15 protein-coding genes are annotated in these 17103 nt (G+C 54.4%); 2 read left to right on the forward strand and 13 right to left on the reverse strand.

Going from position 1 to position 17103, the window contains the following annotated elements:
- Nucleotides 1–415 precede the first annotated feature (415 nt).
- The 4 genes from ACI7RC_RS26255 to ACI7RC_RS26270 form a co-directional block, all read right to left on the reverse strand.
- A complete protein-coding gene (locus tag ACI7RC_RS26255) occupies nucleotides 416–1636 on the reverse strand; it encodes an MFS transporter (protein WP_408111116.1) in 1221 nt (406 codons plus the stop codon).
- Between the two features lie 361 nt (nucleotides 1637–1997).
- Complete coding sequence (locus ACI7RC_RS26260; RefSeq protein WP_408111117.1) at nucleotides 1998–2909, reverse strand: RluA family pseudouridine synthase; 912 nt, start codon at nucleotides 2907–2909, stop codon at nucleotides 1998–2000.
- Nucleotides 2906–3253: a thioredoxin family protein gene (locus ACI7RC_RS26265; RefSeq protein WP_408111118.1), complete on the reverse strand. Its 348-nt coding sequence runs from the start codon at nucleotides 3251–3253 to the stop codon at nucleotides 2906–2908. Before ACI7RC_RS26265 ends, ACI7RC_RS26260 begins: the two co-directional genes overlap by 4 nt.
- Before the next feature lie 77 nt (nucleotides 3254–3330).
- Nucleotides 3331–4218, reverse strand: a complete 888-nt coding sequence (locus ACI7RC_RS26270) for a LysR family transcriptional regulator (protein ID WP_408111119.1) — start codon at nucleotides 4216–4218, stop codon at nucleotides 3331–3333.
- Nucleotides 4219–4359: 141 nt separating this feature from the next.
- On the opposite strand from ACI7RC_RS26270, the gene leuC reads away from it, so the two are divergent.
- Together leuC and leuD are read left to right on the forward strand one after the other, a co-directional pair.
- Nucleotides 4360–5778, forward strand: coding sequence for a 3-isopropylmalate dehydratase large subunit (leuC, locus tag ACI7RC_RS26275; protein WP_408111120.1), 1419 nt, complete (start codon nucleotides 4360–4362; stop codon nucleotides 5776–5778).
- Nucleotides 5779–5803: 25 nt separating this feature from the next.
- On the forward strand, nucleotides 5804–6397 hold the full coding sequence (leuD, locus tag ACI7RC_RS26280; RefSeq protein ID WP_408111121.1) for a 3-isopropylmalate dehydratase small subunit: 594 nt from the start codon (nucleotides 5804–5806) through the stop codon (nucleotides 6395–6397).
- A 170-nt stretch (nucleotides 6398–6567) separates the two neighbouring features.
- Here leuD and ACI7RC_RS26285 read toward each other — a convergent pair whose 3' ends face one another.
- The 9 genes from ACI7RC_RS26285 to ACI7RC_RS26325 all read right to left on the reverse strand — a co-directional run bounded on the left by ACI7RC_RS26285 (nucleotide 6568) and on the right by ACI7RC_RS26325 (nucleotide 16910).
- Nucleotides 6568–8223: an AMP-binding protein gene (locus ACI7RC_RS26285; RefSeq protein WP_408111136.1), complete on the reverse strand. Its 1656-nt coding sequence runs from the start codon at nucleotides 8221–8223 to the stop codon at nucleotides 6568–6570.
- Nucleotides 8224–8383: 160 nt separating this feature from the next.
- Nucleotides 8384–8842: a hypothetical protein gene (locus tag ACI7RC_RS26290; RefSeq protein WP_408111122.1), complete on the reverse strand. Its 459-nt coding sequence runs from the start codon at nucleotides 8840–8842 to the stop codon at nucleotides 8384–8386.
- Nucleotides 8843–8955: 113 nt separating this feature from the next.
- The gene (locus ACI7RC_RS26295) at nucleotides 8956–9447 is read right to left on the reverse strand and encodes a YajQ family cyclic di-GMP-binding protein (RefSeq protein ID WP_408111123.1); all 492 of its coding nucleotides are present in this window, start codon (nucleotides 9445–9447) and stop codon (nucleotides 8956–8958) included.
- A gap of 80 nt (nucleotides 9448–9527) precedes the next feature.
- Complete coding sequence (locus ACI7RC_RS26300; protein ID WP_408111124.1) at nucleotides 9528–12638, reverse strand: efflux RND transporter permease subunit; 3111 nt, start codon at nucleotides 12636–12638, stop codon at nucleotides 9528–9530.
- Between the two features lie 2 nt (nucleotides 12639–12640).
- Nucleotides 12641–13864, reverse strand: coding sequence for an efflux RND transporter periplasmic adaptor subunit (locus ACI7RC_RS26305; RefSeq protein ID WP_408111125.1), 1224 nt, complete (start codon nucleotides 13862–13864; stop codon nucleotides 12641–12643).
- A 126-nt stretch (nucleotides 13865–13990) separates the two neighbouring features.
- Nucleotides 13991–15112: an FtsW/RodA/SpoVE family cell cycle protein gene (locus ACI7RC_RS26310; RefSeq protein ID WP_408111126.1), complete on the reverse strand. Its 1122-nt coding sequence runs from the start codon at nucleotides 15110–15112 to the stop codon at nucleotides 13991–13993.
- An 83-nt stretch (nucleotides 15113–15195) separates the two neighbouring features.
- Entirely contained in the window at nucleotides 15196–16044 is an 849-nt protein-coding gene (locus tag ACI7RC_RS26315) for a DUF4097 family beta strand repeat-containing protein (RefSeq protein ID WP_408111127.1), read from the reverse strand.
- Between the two features lies 1 nt (nucleotide 16045).
- Complete coding sequence (locus tag ACI7RC_RS26320) at nucleotides 16046–16594, reverse strand: HAAS signaling domain-containing protein (RefSeq protein WP_408111128.1); 549 nt, start codon at nucleotides 16592–16594, stop codon at nucleotides 16046–16048.
- The gene (locus tag ACI7RC_RS26325) at nucleotides 16581–16910 is read right to left on the reverse strand and encodes a PadR family transcriptional regulator (RefSeq protein ID WP_408111129.1); all 330 of its coding nucleotides are present in this window, start codon (nucleotides 16908–16910) and stop codon (nucleotides 16581–16583) included. Before ACI7RC_RS26325 ends, ACI7RC_RS26320 begins: the two co-directional genes overlap by 14 nt.
- Nucleotides 16911–17103 lie beyond the last annotated feature (193 nt).

Here is a 17103-nt window from a genome sequence, read left to right on the forward strand (position 1 = left end):
CAGGAATATCCTTAGCCAAGCATTATTTGGCGAATTCCTGCATTTCGATGTGGAGAGCAAGAGGAAGTATCTACGGATTGCATAGGCAAAAAGTAGTAGATGGGCTGTTCCGCCCCCGATGTCTAAAAAGACATCGGTTGCTTACTAAGGCAACTTCATAGATACCCCGTACTTGGATATGGAGTAGATCGGGCAAATCCCTGTCTACAATCGGTACATGAAGTTGCCCATGGTAAGAAGCCCCGACTTCAACTCGCGTTAGCGAGTAAGTGAGGGAGGTTCACCGGTGGATCGATACCCGTGTGTTCATCGTTACCTTCCGCTCCACTCCATAGCTAATCATCACACCGACGAGCCCAAGGACTGCAAGAGCCGCTGCCAGCCATGGCAAGGAAGTCAGACCCGTNAGGGAGGTTCACCGGTGGATCGATACCCGTGTGTTCATCGTTACCTTCCGCTCCACTCCATAGCTAATCATCACACCGACGAGCCCAAGGACTGCAAGAGCCGCTGCCAGCCATGGCAAGGAAGTCAGACCCGTATAGGTAATGGCCAGCCCGCCGAGATAAGCTCCACCGGCATTGCCCAGGTTCGAGGCAGAGTGGCTGGAAGTAGCTGAGAGCAGCGGCGCTTCATGCGATAAATTCATGATGCGTATTTGAATGCCCGGCATGACGCCGAAAGCTGCGACACCCCAGCAGAAGACGCTGATGACGGCCAGATACGGGTTTGGGAACGTCAGGGTTAACAAGATAAGAATGACCGCCAATACCGCAAAGTTTACCATTAACGAGGGCATCAGCTTCCAGTCCGCCAGTTTGCCGCCGACGATATTTCCGATCGTAACCCCGAAGCCGAACAAGACCAGAATCCAGGTTACACTGTGTTCGGCGAAGCCGCTAATCGACATCAGCATAGGTGTAATATAGGTAAACACGGAGAAGAGGCTTCCGCAAGCGAGCGCTCCTGTCAGAAGCACGAGCAGCACTTGCGGATTGACCAAGCTGCGAAATTCCTGGGACAGACTGGAAGGCCGATCTTGCCGGATCTCAGGGATGAAGCGGACTATCCCGATCAGCGAAAGGATCCCCAGTACGGTGATCGCCCCGAACGATGCTCTCCACCCCAGCTGTTGGCCGATAAAGGTTCCGAATGGGACACCGATGATATTAGACACAGTTAGTCCGGCCAGTACCATCGATACGGCGCTCGCTCGCCTCTCCGGCCGGACGAGCCGGGCCGCGATAAGCGATCCGACACCCAGGAAGGTTCCGTGTGCAAAGGCAGTCAGAACACGTGCTGCAATCAGCAGATAGTAATTGGGTGCCACCACAGAAAATGCGTTGCCCGCAATGAAGATGCACATCAGCAGCATGAGCAGCTTTTTTTGCGGGATACGGTGGGTAAGTACGGTTAGAACAGGTGCGCCGACAGCGACACCGAGCGCGTAGCTCGTAATGAGCTGCCCAGCCTGCGGGATCGTCACGTGAAGATCGTTGGCCACATTAGGCAGCAAGCCCATAATGATAAACTCAGTCATGCCAATGGCAAAGGCTCCCACAGTGAGACATAAGAGGGAGAGCGGAAAAATCTCCTTCTTCCGTGACAGTGGTACTTGGTTTGTCGACAAATTCATCTTTTTTCTTTCTCCTATCCATACGGTATGGTGACTTTATTTTTTACGTCACGAAAAACACAGTATCGGTTTATTTCAACAGTATACAGCCTCGATTCATGTACGGGAAGGAACTGATGGGCCAGTAGTCGAATGTCAGCGTTTTTTTTCGCAATGAACACAAATCAAATGGTGATGGTGATGGGAAAGGCAGCTTCCTTTAAAATTTAAACCATACGACTTTTCCGTCATTGGCCGCAATTTAGACGAGGAATGGCTTCGGGAACAATTTGCAAGCTGTATTGCGAACGAATACGCTTGATCCAATTGTTAACGGCACCCATCAATAAAGAAAAGGAACGCTGTTTGGCGTCCCTTTCCTTTATCGTCTCAGGTATTTTTCCAGCCGGCGTATGTCATCCGGCCAGGCTGCCTCTGCGCATACCGGTTGCTCGCCAAACGGGTGAACCAGTTCAAGCCTGCGGGCGTGCAAGGCTTGCCGGGAGATGCCATTTGCCCGCCCCCCGTACAACTTGTCGCCAATCAGCGGATGGCCGAGATGGGAGAGATGCACGCGAATCTGGTGGGTTCGCCCCGTCTCCAATTGACAGGCAATATGAGTCGCCTGCTCATATCGGGATACGACGCGGTAATGCGTCACCGCGGACTCGCCCTGCGGCACTACCCTGCGCCTGCCAGGCACATGCCGGTCGCGGCCGATGGCAGCGTCGATTGTTCCCGCTTCCTTGGCCACGATACCGTGAACAAAGGCGTGATAATGCCGTTTTACCTCACGGCGGCGCAGCCTTTCGTCCAGCAGGGCGGCAGCCAGGGCATGCTTGGCATACAGGACAGCGCCAGAAGTATCCTGGTCCAATCGATGGACATGTCGTACCTTGGCCTGCAAGCCGAGCTTGGCAAAATGGCCGGCGACCAGGTGATCCAACGTCCGCTCATGCTGTACCTCCGTCGGGTGAAGCAGCATCCCGGCAGGTTTGTTTGCGATGAGCAGATGGTCATCCTCGTACAGGACGTCGACCGGTTCAGCGACTGGATCAACGCCGAACGGCTCCGGCACACATACCCGCATGCGCAGCTCCTGTCCTGCTTCGGCTTGCTGCAGCTGCGTAACGGGACGCCCGTCTGCCATGATCTCCTTATGCTGAAACAGCAGGTGGGCAAGCTTGCGCGGGAAGCCCCAGACGTCGCGAAGCAATGGCCCGAACGGCACGCCTTCCTCACCTTCAGTCAGGGTACCGACGAGCCATTCCCCGTCTTTCTTCATCTTAATCATGCTTGTTTAAGGGTTTCGCTTACCTGTACGGTACGGTCGAGAAATTGCTCGATTTCCTCGCGGCTTTTGCCCAGCTTGCTGACGAAGCGGACCAGTTCCTTGCCCTGTTGAAACGCGATGAAGCTGGGGATACCAAGGACCATCAGCTGTTCGGACAGCTCCGGAAACTTGTCGCGGTTGATAGCGACCATGTCCAGCTTTTCTTTGTAAGCCTCCTCTACTTCGGGCATGAAAGGATCGATTCGGTGGCAGTCCGGGCACCAATCTGTATAAAACTTCACCACAACAGGTTTCGATGAAGCAATCGCTTGATCAAATTCCGCTTGCGTGTGTATTTCTTTCATCGGAAAATCATCTCCTTGATTCTTTTCTGCGTTTAGTGTAGCACATCCGACAGCGCTTGTCGCGAATGAGAGACACTTCACTTCTCCGGCCAGACCTTGTGTACCTGCTCGATAAACGCCCGGGCTGGCTGTGACAGATGACGGTCCTTTCGGTAGGCGATGATCAGCGTGCGGGTCGGACGGGTGCGCAGGCGAACGTAACGCGGCGGCTGTGTCGACCAGACGGAACGGGTGATCATCTCCGGCGCGAAGGAAACCCCCATCCCGGCGGCGACAAGCGACTGCACCGTTTGGATGTTGCTGCTCTCAAACACGACATTGGGCCAAAATCCTGCCTCTTCGCAAATGTTCAGGCAGATCTGGCGAAATCCCTGCCCTTGCTTTAAGAGAATGAACGGCTCGCGGGCAAGCTCCGCCGCATCCAACTCCTCCCGCTGGGCCCATTGATGCTGCGGCGGCAGGGCCAGGTAGATTTCCTCGCGGATCGCCTTTTCGATCTCCAGGCTTTGATTTTCGATCGGCAAAGTCAGCAGGCAGAAATCCAGCTGGCCGCTGACTAACAAGTGTTCCAGCTTGCTCGACGTCTCCTCGATCAGCTGCAGCTCCACCCCAGGGTACTGGCTGGAAAACGCCGAGATCACCGGCGGCAGGACGTACACCCCGGTAATCGGCAAGCTGCCGATCAACAGCTTTCCGGACTGCCCGCTGGCAAACGCCCGCATCTCCCGCTCCAAACCGTCTGCTTGATCCAGGATCATGCGGGCTGCCTTGACAAATCGCTCCCCGGCGTCCGTCAGTTCTACCTGCTGCGGAAAACGATGGAATAGCAGAACTCCCCAGTCCTTTTCCAGCTTGGCAATTTGTTGGCTGAGCGACGGCTGGGCCAGGTGCAGCCGGGCAGCCGCCCGGGAAAAGCTGCGCTCGTCGGCGACGGCGAGTACGTAGCGAATTTGTCTCAGTTCCATAATCCATCTCCCCTATAATTGAAACCTATCGCTTTTATAATTATTATATCTTTGACCTATGAAAACAAACATGATAAAAATATAGAAAGAAAATACGAACAAGTTTCTATTGGATTGAAATTTGCAAGGAGGAACACGAATATGAAACCACGCACCCTGTTTGAAAAAATCTGGGATCAGCACGTGATTCACGAAGAGTCCGGCAAGCCAAGTCTGCTGTACATCGATTTGCATCTCGTCCACGAGGTTACCTCACCGCAGGCTTTTGAAGGACTCCGTCTGGCCAATCGGAAGGTTCGCCGTCCAGATCTGACCTTCGCGACGATGGACCACAACGTTCCGACGACCGATCGGTTCAACGTGAAAGACCCGATCTCCCGCCAGCAGATGGAGACCCTCACGGCAAACTGTGCCGAATTCGGTATCCCGCTGGCTGACCTGAACAGCCCGGATCAGGGGATCGTCCACGTAATCGGACCGGAGCTCGGTCTTACCACTCCCGGCAAAACCATTGTGTGCGGCGACAGCCATACTTCCACTCATGGCGCGTTTGGCGCGTTGGCATTTGGCATCGGCACCAGCGAAGTGGAGCACGTGCTGGCCACTCAGTGTCTGCAGCAGAACAAACCGAAAACGCTGGAAGTCCACGTCAAAGGAGATCTGCTGCCGGGCGTCTCTGCAAAAGATTTGATTTTGGCAATCATCGCTAAATTCGGAACCGATTTTGCTACCGGTTATGTCATCGAATACACCGGCGATGCCATTCGCAAGCTGACGATGGAAGAGCGCATGACCGTCTGCAACATGTCCATTGAAGCTGGAGCCCGGGCAGGTCTGATCGCTCCGGATGAAACCACCTTTGCCTATCTGAAAGGTCGCCGTCACGCTCCGCAGGGCGAGGATTTCCTCGCTGCCGTAGAGGGCTGGAAGCAGCTCTGTACCGATCCGGGAGCTTCTTACGACCATCGGGTAGAAATCGATACCAATGAAATCGCCCCGCAAGTTACCTGGGGTACGAGCCCAGGCATGGGTACTTCGATCACAGATGTCGTGCCCGATCCAGAACAATTTGCGACAGCCAATGAACGAAAGGCAGCTAAAGACGCCCTCGCCTACATGGGCCTGACACCTGGCACGCCGATGAACCAGATTAAAATCGACCGCGTCTTTATCGGCTCCTGTACAAACGGCCGGATTGAAGACCTGCGCAGCGCAGCGGCAGTAGCAAAAGGCCGCCGCGTCTCCGAGAACGTACATGCTATGGTCGTACCCGGTTCGCAAGCCGTCAAGGAACAGGCGGAAAAAGAAGGACTTCATCAGATCTTCATCGAAGCGGGCTTTGAGTGGCGCGAATCCGGATGCTCCATGTGTCTGGCGATGAATCCTGACATCCTGTCACCGGGCGAACGCTGTGCGTCCACATCCAATCGCAACTTTGAAGGTCGTCAGGGACGCGACGGCCGGACTCACCTGGTCAGTCCGGAAATGGCTGCCGCAGCCGCTATCGCCGGCCATTTCGTCGACGTGCGCGAATGGTTGAAAGAAACCGCGACTGTATAAACAGAATTTACGAGGAGGCATAAATATGGAACCATTTGTCATTCATACCGGGATCGCAGCCCCGCTCGACCGGGTTAACGTAGACACCGATGCGATCATTCCCAAACAATTTCTCAAACGGATCGAACGGACAGGATTTGGCCAGTTCTTGTTTTACGAATGGCGCTTTACCCCAGAGGGCCAGCCGATCGATTCTTTCGTCCTGAACCTGCCCCGCTACGCCGGGTCAACCGTTCTCTTGGCCCGCAATAACTTCGGCTGCGGCTCTTCCCGCGAACACGCTCCCTGGGCATTGCTTGACTACGGGTTCCGGGCGATCATCGCGCCTTCGTTTGCCGACATCTTTTACAATAACTGCTTCAAAAACGGCATCCTGCCGATCAAACTGTCGGAGGAGCAAGTAGAAGAGCTGTTCAAACGGGCGGGCCAGTACGACAACTACCAGCTGACGATCGACCTTGAGAAGCAGCAGGTTGTCGATCAATACGGCTTATCCTACCCGTTCGAAGTAGATTCCTATCGCCGCTACTGCCTGTTAAACGGCCTCGACGATATCGGCCTGACGCTGCAGCACGAGGACAAAATCACCGCCTATGAAGCCAAACGGCAGCTTGCCTAGCGTTTCCGGCAAAAAAAGATAGAGGACAGACACATCTGCTCCTCTATCTTTTTTTTGCTTCTCTTGATGACGAAGTGCCTCAGCCCTACCAGCATACTGGCCTATCGGCAAAACATCAATCACCCTACAATCAAATACCCCGGATGCGAACCGGGGCAGCTTGTTTTTACCTATGCGGTTTCCGTATCGCTTGCCCGCTCCAATCCAAAGGCGGCGATGGCCTGTTCCCGCAGTCTGAACTTCTGGATTTTGCCGGATGCGGTCATCGGGTAATCGGTGACAAACTGGATGTAGTGGGGAATTTTGTACCGGGCGATTTTCCCCTCGCAATACGCTTTTACCTCTTCTTCCGTCAGTACCTCCCCGGCCTTTACCTTGATGCAGGCCAGCACTTGTTCCCCGAACTTTTCATCGGGAACGCCCACTACCTGTACATCGAGGATTTTGGGATGGGAGTAGAGAAACTCTTCTATCTCTCTCGGGTAGATGTTCTCTCCGCCGCGAATGATCATGTCCTTCAGTCGGCCGGTAATGCGGAAATATCCTTCTTCGTCGACCGTTGCCAAGTCACCGGTATGCAGCCAGCCGTCCGCGTCGATCGCCTGATCGGTTTCTTCGGGCATGTTGTAATACCCCTTCATCACCAGGTAACCGCGTGTGCAGAGTTCTCCCTGCTGCCCGCAAGGAAGCGTTACTCCGGTCGCCGGGTCGACCACTTTCACTTCCACTCCGTCATGGGCCCGGCCAACGGTCGAGACACGCCGTTCAATGCTGTCGTCCGGCCGGGTCTGGGTGATCACAGGGGACGCTTCGGTCTGTCCGTATGCGATCGTGATTTCGCGAATGCCCATCGTGTCTACGACCTTCTTCATCACCTCGATCGGACAGGGCGAGCCCGCCATGATCCCCGTTCGCAGCGTAGAGAGGTCGAAGGAAGCAAAATCGGGATGGTTCAGCTCCGCGATGAACATCGTAGGGACACCGTATAATGCCGTACATTTCTCGCTTTCCACGGCGGACAGCACGACACCGGGATCGAAGCTGATGACCGGCACCATGGTAGCGCCTGTCGCCACGCATCCCATCGTCCCCATCACACACCCGAAGCAGTGGAAAAACGGGACGGGAAGACATAGGCGGTCTGCGGGACCCAGGTTCTGGCAGCCAGCTACCATGATCGCATTGTTGACGATGTTGTTGTGTGAGAGCATTACGCCCTTGGGAAAGCCGGTCGTACCAGATGTGTACTGCATGTTGATCACATCGTCCGGATGCAGCGACCGCTGTCTGTCGATCCGCTCCTCTTCGCTTACAGCCAGTCCGCTCTCCAAAAGGTCACTCCACAGGAACATGCCGGGCTGCCTCTCCGTGCCGATGTAAATGACGTTCTTCAAGTGAGGTAGACGGGCTGAACGAAGCTGTCCCGGTTCACAATCATTAAGCTCCGGGCAGATTTCCCGAATCATTTCCAGGTAGCTTGCCCCGCGAAATCCTTCGATCAAGAGCAAGGTTGTCGATTCTGATTGGCGAAGCAAGTACTCCAGCTCGTGAACCCGGTAGCTGGTATTCACGGTTACCAATACCCCACCCATTTTAGCCGTAGCAAATTGGGCCGTCACCCATTCCGGCACATTGGTCGCCCAGATCGCAATGTTCTCCCCCGCCTGAATCCCAAGGGAGATGAAACCTCTGGCAACCTGATTGCACAACTGCTGAAATTCCGAATAGGTGTACCGCAGATTCCGTTCCACGTAGACAACGGCCTCTTTCTCCGGGTAACGCTCCGCCGTTTCATCGAGCAAGTCGCCGATCGTAATGGATCGCAATGTGTTCAAACCCGTTCAACCCCTTTACACCATTTTTCCAGATTACTCAGACTATTTTTCGGCGAAAGCCGAAGAAAATCCTGCTGCCAGACATGAAAGAAAACGGGCTCCGCCAAAATTCATGGCAGAGCCTTTGTTGCCGTTACGACGGCGATATGCCCTATTCGATATTGATGATCTTTTCGGCGGCCACCCTGTACGGCAAGTGGTTGCTGTAGGCAAGCTCAACACGCAGCACATGCTCGCCTTTTGGCAGCTTTTTCAACTTGAAATCGGGCGAATGCAGCATTTTCAACAATTGGCCGTCCAGGTATACATGCGCGTGCCCCTGTCCGTGAACAGGATTCCCCTCATCCTCGGTAAATGCGAAGTGATCGGTAAGCATTTTGACTTCAGCTTCTGTCCCTGCTACATTCACGTCCAGCGTGATGGTCGGTTTCGGTCCGGTCTCTTCCGGCATCATATTGGCCGAGGCAGGGATGCTGTCCTCCTCTTTGCTGTACGAACTGGATACGTCCAAGGGATCGCGCAGGAGCAGTACGAGGGCCGCGATCAACACGAACAGGAACACGGATACCCCAATAATCAAGCTGCGAAGTTTAATTATGAATACCTTCATCAATCGACTCTCCCTTTCTTGCCTATTTGTACATGCATACGCAATAGTCAGGAGAGATAGAATAACTGTCTACAAAAAAACAAGAGGACCGCGCAGGTCCTCTTGCCGCATGCTTAGCGATAATTGATAAACTGCACCTCGATCGGCAAATCCGCCTGGTTGATGGCGGCAATCACCTTTTGCAAATCGTCCTTGCTCTTTCCCGTAACGCGAATCTGGTCATCCTGGATTTGGCTTTTGACTTTCAAGCCGGCCTCCTTGATGATCGTGTTGATTTTCTTGGCGTTTTCCTTGTCGATCCCCTGCACCAGCTTGGCCCGTTGTCTCACGGTGCCGCCGGCTGCGGGCTCCAGCTTGGAGTACTCCAGATTTTTCACCGAGACGCCGCGCTTGATCAGCTTGCCGAGCAGGACGTCCTTTACTTGGCCCAGCTTATACTCGTCATCGGATACGAGGACGATTTCTTCCTTCTCTAGCGAAATACTGCTTTTGCTGCCTTTAAAGTCGAAGCGGTTCTCTATCTCCTTCATTGCGATGTGAATGGCGTTGGTCACTTCTGACAGGTCTACCTGTGAAACGATGTCAAACGAACTTTCTTTACTCATCCCGAGTCTCCCTTTCATATGAGGCTGCTGTATGATACTGCCATTTTACCACAGATTGGACGGGAGCGTGCAGGGCTATTCTACACTTCCGGCATGGGAATACTGGTTTGCTCCCCTGCGGGAAGCTTCTCGCCGCGCTTGGATTCCTTGTTGGCAAGCCGCTTTTCCCTGCGACCCTGGCGCCAGGAATCGAAACCCTCAAACAGCGAGTAAAGGACCGGCACCAGCACAAGTGTGACCAGTGTATGGAAGATTAATCCAGCGATCACCGCTGTCGCCAGCGGCGCTTCAAAATCAGAGCCTTCGGCAAACGCCAAGCCCATCGGCAGCATGCCGAGAATCGCAGTCAACTTGGTCATCAGCACCGGACGGATCCGCTCGCAGGTGCCCTGATAGATCGCTTCCTGCAGGTCGAGTCCGCGCGACCTCAAAAGATTAATCCGGTCAATCAAGAGGATCGCATTGGAGACGACAATCCCGATCAGCATGACCAGCCCGATGAGGGCCATCTCGCCAAATGTGCGCTGCGTGACCGCGAAGGCGACCACCACCCCGACGATGGCCATCGGCACCGTCAGCAGGATGATGAACGGATGCCGCAGGCGGCCAAATTGCGCCACCATGATGATGTAGATCAGGGCCAGGGAACCGAGGAAGACGAACAAGCCGCTGCTCGTGTTTTCGTTTTGCGCCTTCAAATCGCCGGCTGCCTCCACCTTGTATCCAGCAGGGAGCGGAAGCTGCTTCAGCTTTTCTGCGATCTGCTTGTTGACCGATCCCAGGTCGCTCCCGATCAGTTCGGCCAAGACCGTCACGACTCGCTCTCCTTCCACGCGCCTGATGGTAACAGGCGACTTGGAGTACTTCCAATCCGCAAGAGCCAACAGAGGAACTTCGGCTCCTGTCTTGGTTTTGATCGAAATATCCCGCAGCTGGTCGGGATGCTGCATCCAGCTCTGCGGGTACCGGGCCACGATATCAAGGTCGACGCCGTCCTGGGTGATCGTACCCGCGGTCTGCTCCCCGATGATGCCGCCAAGCTGGCTGACCAGCATCACGGCGTCCACTTCCAGCCGTTCCATGACATCCGTCTTGGGAATCAGGGAGATTTTCTCCGAGCCCTCGCTGAAATCGTCGCGGACGTTCTGCACGCCGGGTATCGTCAGCAGCATATCCTGTACCTTGGCAGCCGACTGCCGAAGCTGCTCCAGCTCTTTTCCCTTCACCTGCAGTTGAATAGGCGGGGCCGATCCTCCGCCGCCGATGCTGATCTCGACTCGCTCTACACCTTTGATCCCCTGCAAATGTCGATTGACGTCCTCCGTCATCTGCTCCAGGCTGCGAGAGCGCTCCGACTTGCCGACCAATTTGATGAAAAACTGAGCCTTTTCCTTGTCCGCATCGAGAAAAAGCTCTTTGATCTCGGGAATGGTCTGCAGCTCGGCCTGAGCCGCCAGGGCCGTCTGCTGCCTGTCTGCAAATGACGTCCCCTTTGGCATGATCAGCGAAGCCGCCATAAAGTTCTCGTTAACGGTCAGGCCAGAACCGGAGCGAATCAAGCCCGCAAGCGGGATCACGCTGAAGAAGAGCAGTGCCGCCAGCATGACTGTCTTGATCCGGTGGGACAGCGCCACCTTCAGGAGCCGGGAGAAGAAACGGACGATCAAGGTGCGCTGACTGCCGCCCGCCCCCTCCAGAGAGACTTGTTTATCCCGTTTCAGGAAACTGTCTGACAGGATCGGCACGAAGAAAAACGCCGCGATCGTAGAAGAGACAATCGCTGCCGTCACGGTGAAAGCAATCGTCGCCAGGATCGGCTTGAGAAACGGGCTGAAATCGGCCAGCACGAGCGGCAAAAAGACGACGATGATCGTAATCTGGGAGGAAAATACCGGGGTGATGACCTCTCGCGTTCCCAGGACGATTGCCCTTGTCAAAGGTTCCCCCTTTTCGCGGAAATGGTAGATGCTCTCCAGCACGACGATGGCAGCGTCGACGATCAGGCCGACAGAAAGGCTGAGCGACAGCAGGGTAACCATGTCGATGTTGTAGCCGCCCACCTTTAAGGCGACAAAGGTCATCAGGACGGAAAGCGGCAGCGTGGCGGCGATCACCAGCGTCACCCGCCAATTTTTTAAGAAGAAAAACAGGATGATGATCGCCAGCGCACCGCCAATCATCACGTCGCGGCTCAAGTTGCTGACGGAATCCTTGATGTAGGAGGCGCCCTCTTCGATCGGGGTGATTTGATACAGTCCGCCCGCGTCGCGGTTTACCTGCTGAATTACCCGGGTTACCGCTTCATGCGTCTTGATGATATCCGCATCCTCGCTGCGGTAGATGACCATGCCGATATACGGCTTTCCCTGGTAGAGGTTCATCCCGTCGTCATTGACGCCGCGCATATCCCTCACACTCGCAAGCTGCTCCAGCAGGACGACGCCATGCTCGGTCTTGATCGGCGATTCAGCGATTTCCTCAATCGTCTTAAATCTGCTGTCAACCTCTATCACTGTATTGTAACCGGGATTCTCCAAGGTTCCGACCGCCTGCCGCCAATTGGCCGACTGCAGCTGGGCCAAGACTTCCTGCGGCGTGATGCCGTAGGCGATGAGCACCTCCGGCAAAAAGGTGAGCTGAATCTTGTTGTCGACTCCGCCGCCGTACATCTCTACTTTGCTTACGCCTGGGATCTCTTCCAACTGCTCCTTGATCGTCGTCTGTCCGAGGTTCAACAGCGTCCGGGCATCCGCGCCAGACAGGGCAACATTCATTAAAAAGCTGCTGCCGCCCATCTCATCCTGACTGATCTCGACATCCTTGACCTCTTTGGGGAACCCGTTGCGCAAGCGGTTTACGATGCTCTGCACCTCTTGCTTGACCGATTCGCCCTTGCCTTCGTCGGTCGTAATTGAGATGAAAGTGCGGCCGGTTCTCGAGGTCGAGGCAATCTCTTTTACGTGGGGGATGCCCTTCAGTTCCTTTTCCACTTTCTTGGTGATCTTTTCTTCCATTTCCTCAGCGGGCAGCGATCCGCCGGAGATAGAGACATTGACGACCGGTGTATCGATTTTCGGTACCAGTTCTACCTTAAAGCTGACCAGAGAGGCAATCCCGGCAAAAGCGATCAGGAATGTGAGCAGGTAGATAATCAGTTTTCGCTTCAGAAAAAAGGTGATCAGTTTTTCCATGACTACTCTCCTTTTGCGACCACTCGTTCGCCTTCAACAAAGTACGTGATGCCGTTCGTAATCAACTGATCCCCCGGCTGGATCCCGTCCAGAATTTCCATTTTGTCGCCGAGCAGCTGCCCTGTATGTACGGTGCGCCGCTTGATCACGCCGTCCTCCACAGCCAGGACATAGCGCTCCGACTCATGGAGGCCAACGCTTGACAGCGGCACAACCAGTCCCTTGATAGAACGGGGAAACTCTACATTGGCCACCATGCCGCCCCGCCACTCGCCGCTGTCATTTGGTGCAATGATCTCAATTCGGAACTTTCCGGTTTTTTCGTCGATGACCGGCGAGACGTATGTGACGGTCCCTGTTGATTTCTGGCCGCTTTCACCTGTAATCGAGACGCTTTTTCCCTCTTGGAACTGGGAGACGACATCGCCAGTTACTTTCAGCGTCACCTTTACCTTCGTCAGGTCAACCAAATGGATCAAGGCTTGGCCGGGACCGGTCAACTCACCCGCCTGTTGGGTCACTTCCACGACACTTCCGGCAAAAGGAGCGATGATCTTGGCATCCTGCAGCGTCTTTCTCGCCTGAGCGGCTTCACTGGCCGCCCGCTGAACGCTGGCATTCGCGCTGGCAATATCTGCTGCTTCGGCTCCTTTTAGCATTTTGTCCAGGGAGATTTGTTCATTCTTCACACTGATCTGTGCCTGTTGTTTCGCCCTCCTGGCATCGTCCAGCTCGCTTTGCGAGATGGCTCCCCCGGCGAACAGCTTTTCCTTCTGATCCAGCTCTTCTGCAGCTTTATCCCATTTTTGGATTGCGCTTTCGATGGACAACCTCTGCTGAGCGATTGCTTCTTCCGAGGCTCCCTTCATCGTCTGCGATTTGCGTGCAGATGCTTCTTGCACCTGTCCATCTGCTGCGGCCGCCGCTTGCTGGAATGAACCGGCATCAAGCGATGCAAGCAGCTGTCCCTCGCTTACGCGGGAGCCCTTTTCGACGTTCACCGCCGCTATTTTCCCGCTGACGCCAAACGACAGGACAGCCTCCCGATTGGCCTCGGCGATACCGGCGGCCAAAAGCGGGATCGGTCCTGTCTCTCGGGTTACCGTAAACACATTTACGATTTTTTGCGTTTTTTCTTCCGTGCCGGCATCCGCTCCCTGCTTTTCCGAGCAGCCGGTGGCAACAGCCAGCACAATCGCCGTTGCCAGAATCATCCCTTTTTTCACACTAACTCCTCCACATCTTGACCATATATTCCGTTCTCTATTTTGGCTTTTTTTTCCGGTCGGTTAAAACAGTCAAGCGATTGATCTCGTCTCCGACTTAAGGCGGAAATAGGATCACTTCGGGCGTTACTCCAGTGACCAGTCCGGCTTTGGCTCCTTCATGCTGACGATCAGCCCGAGTGCCAGCATGTTCGTGACCAGCGAACTGCCGCCGTAGCTGACAAACGGCAGCGGCAATCCCGTGATCGGGGACAGACCGATATTCATGCCGATATTGACAAAGATCTGGAAGGCCCACATCGTCACCATGCCGCTGATAAAAAAAGCGGCAAACGGATCAGGCGTCGCCATCGCCCATTGAACCAGCCGGTAAAACAGCAGCAGGTATAACAACAGCAGCACGCTGGCACCGATAAATCCCCATTGTTGGGCGATTACGGCAAAAATAAAATCCGTATGCTGTTCAGGCAGACGTCCCCCTGCCATCGGCAGCAGCCGGAGGAGATTGGTCCCGCTCAATTGACCGCTGCCCACTACTTTTCTCGCTTTGATATACTGATATCCGCTGCCCAGCGGATCCGCTTCCGGGTGCAAAAACGAGGTGAGCCGCTCGAATTGATGAGGCCGGACCACCTCGTAAAAGATGCGGGGCGAAATGCTGTGCAGCGAGTACAGTCCGATCACCAGCAGCATGCAGCACAGCAGCGCTCCGGCGTGCATCCACCGGGACAGCTTGGTCAGCACAAAAAAGCATCCCAGCATCGACAGGTAGACCAGCGCCATCCCCAAATCGGGTTGAAGCAACAGGGTGGCCATCGGAATCATCAAGACCAGCAAGACCTGAAGCAGCGGCCAAGAGCGGTGAAACACCCCTTGCTGTTGTTCATACAACCGGGCCAAAAGGAAGAGAGTCGTGATGCGGGCCAGTTCAGAAGGCTGTACGCTGACAAAGCCGAGGTTGATCCAACTGAGTGCACCGTTTACTTTTTTTCCCAGAAGAAAGACACTGAGCAAAAAAGCGATGCCCATTACGTAAAGCCAGATGGAATACCGCGACAACCGGTGGTAGTCACAGTTGCGCAAGAACAGCAGCAGCCCGCCTCCCAAGCACGCCCAAATCAGCTGTTTGACGACGTACTTCTGGCCTGTGTACTCCCGCGTCGCCGTGTAAATGGCGATCAGGCTTACAGTCAAAAGGCACAGCAGAGCAATATAGACGAAGGCTTCCCGCTTTTTGGCGTCCGGCAAGGCAAACTCCTCCTGGTTTTCCCATATTCCCAGGTAGTTTGCCCCAATCCTGCCTGATTTTTCACCGCCTCAAGAGAAGGTTTTTACTTTGCACTGAAATGCACATCGCCCATTTTTGTCTGTAAGGACACGACTGGTCCCCCGGTTCCGATCGCTCCGGTCACCTCGTTGTCCGATACCTTTTGAAAGAGCATGCCCGAAGCATTTGCTGCAGCATCTCCCACGAACGTTTTGAGGTGAACCTGTGCCGACGATAGGGCATTCACGCTTGACAATACGATATCCCCTGCAGATGACTCGACTTGAATGTCTTTCGTGATCTCGTCCATCACGATGGCGACGTCCCCCGCGTTATTTTTGACGGACAGCCCCGCGGCTATCTTTTGAGCAGACAGATCGCCCGCCTTCTGTACGACATCCAGCGCGTCACCAGAAAAACCGTTGATGTCGATGTCTCCGGCGAGTGAGGAAACCGCTGCCTGTCTTGCCTTGACTTCCTTGAGGGTAATATCTCCCGCTTTCGAATCGATTTTGACCTCTTCAAACGTTTTTTCTGGAAGCCTAATCTCCATTTTTACTCCTGGCGAGAACCCGATTTTCAAAGTATCCTGCAGCGTCTTTGCCGTCACCCGGTATACTCCATCCGCTGCTTCGGCTGCTAACTGATACTGCTCTTTGCGTTTCTCGTCTCCGAACAGTTTCACTTCAATCCGATCGGTGGCACCCGGCAAGATCGCGATGTCGGCAGCGTCCGAAATCACTTCCATCCGCTGTATCACGGCGGCGTCCTGATTAGCCTCAACCAACAACTGACGCTCAAGCGAATGCATCGCCGGAAAGCCCTCAGTCAAAAAAGCCGCGACGCTTCCCAACACCCCGATCGCCAAACCGATCAGCGCCACGGTGGTCACTTTTTTCAACAATTGATCCATTTTACTTCCCCCTGATTATGCGTACGTTCAACTGCAGGTATTTGAGAAACAAGCGATAGAGCCGCTTCGTCAGGCAGATCATCCCGACGCCCAGCAAAAGCCCCAGACTGCAGGTCGTCATCACCCAAAAAATCGGCCCGATCCCTGCACGCAACCCGTTGTACATGTATTCGCCGACGAGAGCAAGCGGAGAGATGATCAGCGCCAGTGCCGCGGCATACAGCGCGACCAGGACTCCCATGGCAGCCAACAGCGGCCCTGCTACGATCAGAAGGTTGAAGAATCCCATCCCGATCGTGGCAAGTGTCGCTCTTACGACATTGACCGTCGAGATATGCTCCTTTGCCTTGCCGATGTAGTGGTTTGCGATCAATTCCTTTGCGATCGCTTTTGGTTGCCCCAGCGCCTCGCATACCTCCTCCTCGCTTTTTCCGCTTTCCATCGCAATCGTAAAGTGTTCCTCGTAGTCGTATAAAATATCGCGCCGCTCCACTTCCGGAAGAACCTTGAGCAAAACTTCCAATGTTCCTATATATTCAGCCCTCTTCACTGCCGATACCCTCCTCGATTAATTGGTCTACTCCCCGGGAAAATGCCCTCCACTCCGCTACCAGCTCGGACACATACTCTCTTCCCCGCTCCGTGAGCTGGTAGTACTTGCGCGGCGGCCCTTCGCTTGACTCCACCAGGTAAGTAGAAAAGTACCCCTCCTGGGTTAAGCGGCGAAGCAGCGGGTAGACGCTCCCCTCAGCGATCTCGAACTTCTCCGAGATGCTGTTGACCAATTCGTAGCCATACCTGTCTTTTCGTACCGTCAGGGCGAGCACACACAGTTCCAGCACCCCTTTTTTAAACTGGACATTCAAGCGCCCATCACCTCTATAGTTAAGTGTTGTTATTAAGTACTGTTCATTACGAGGTACTGTGCAATGACATATTCTTGCAGCAAGAAAATCATATCATTCGGTACTGTATATTGCAAGGTACTAAACAAAGTTTTTTATTTGTGTCGTAAAATTGGTTTGAAACCGTACCCTACTGAAGGCATTCGTTGCAAGT

The organism is Brevibacillus sp. B_LB10_24, assembly GCF_046036945.1.
In the GTDB taxonomy this organism is placed as follows: domain Bacteria; phylum Bacillota; class Bacilli; order Brevibacillales; family Brevibacillaceae; genus Brevibacillus_C.